The 417-nt window shown below is 68.6% G+C and carries 1 protein-coding gene and 1 pseudogene; both read right to left on the bottom strand.

The features are described 5' to 3' along the window. Positions 1-154: pseudogene (locus LPA54_RS40210) on the bottom strand (carbohydrate ABC transporter permease); the annotation flags it as partial. A gap of 5 nt (positions 155-159) precedes the next feature. Beyond that, positions 160-417: carbohydrate ABC transporter permease (locus LPA54_RS40205; RefSeq protein ID WP_368857914.1), on the bottom strand; the 258-nt coding region annotated here is incomplete at its 5' end.

Genomic DNA, 417 nt, shown 5'->3' with positions numbered 1-417 from the left:
CCCCGGCCGGCTTGAAGGCGCTCAGCACCATCCAGTACAGCGGGAAGGCCACCACGGCGGCGACGGCCAGGGCGGTCGCCTCGGCCGCCGTCCGGCCCGGGCGCCGCGCGAACCGGCGCAGAAGATTCACCCGGGATTCCCGGTCCTGCCTCATGAGACTCACAGTTCCTCCCCCTGGCGGCGCAGCAGCCGCAGGTACACCAGCGTCACGGCGAGCAGGATCAGCAGCATCACCACGCCGATCGCGGCGCCCAGGCTGTACTGCGAGGACGCGAACGCCTTCTGGTACGCGTACACGTTGAGCACCAGGTTCTGTCCCGCGATGCCCCCGCCGCCCGTCATGACGTAGATCTGCGTGAAGACCTTGAAGTCCCAGATGACCGACTGGATGGTCACGACCACCAGGATCGGGCGGAG

The organism is Streptomyces sp. DH12, assembly GCF_020873895.1.
Classification (GTDB): domain Bacteria; phylum Actinomycetota; class Actinomycetes; order Streptomycetales; family Streptomycetaceae; genus Streptomyces.
This window is presented reverse-complemented; position numbering and strand designations above follow the sequence as displayed.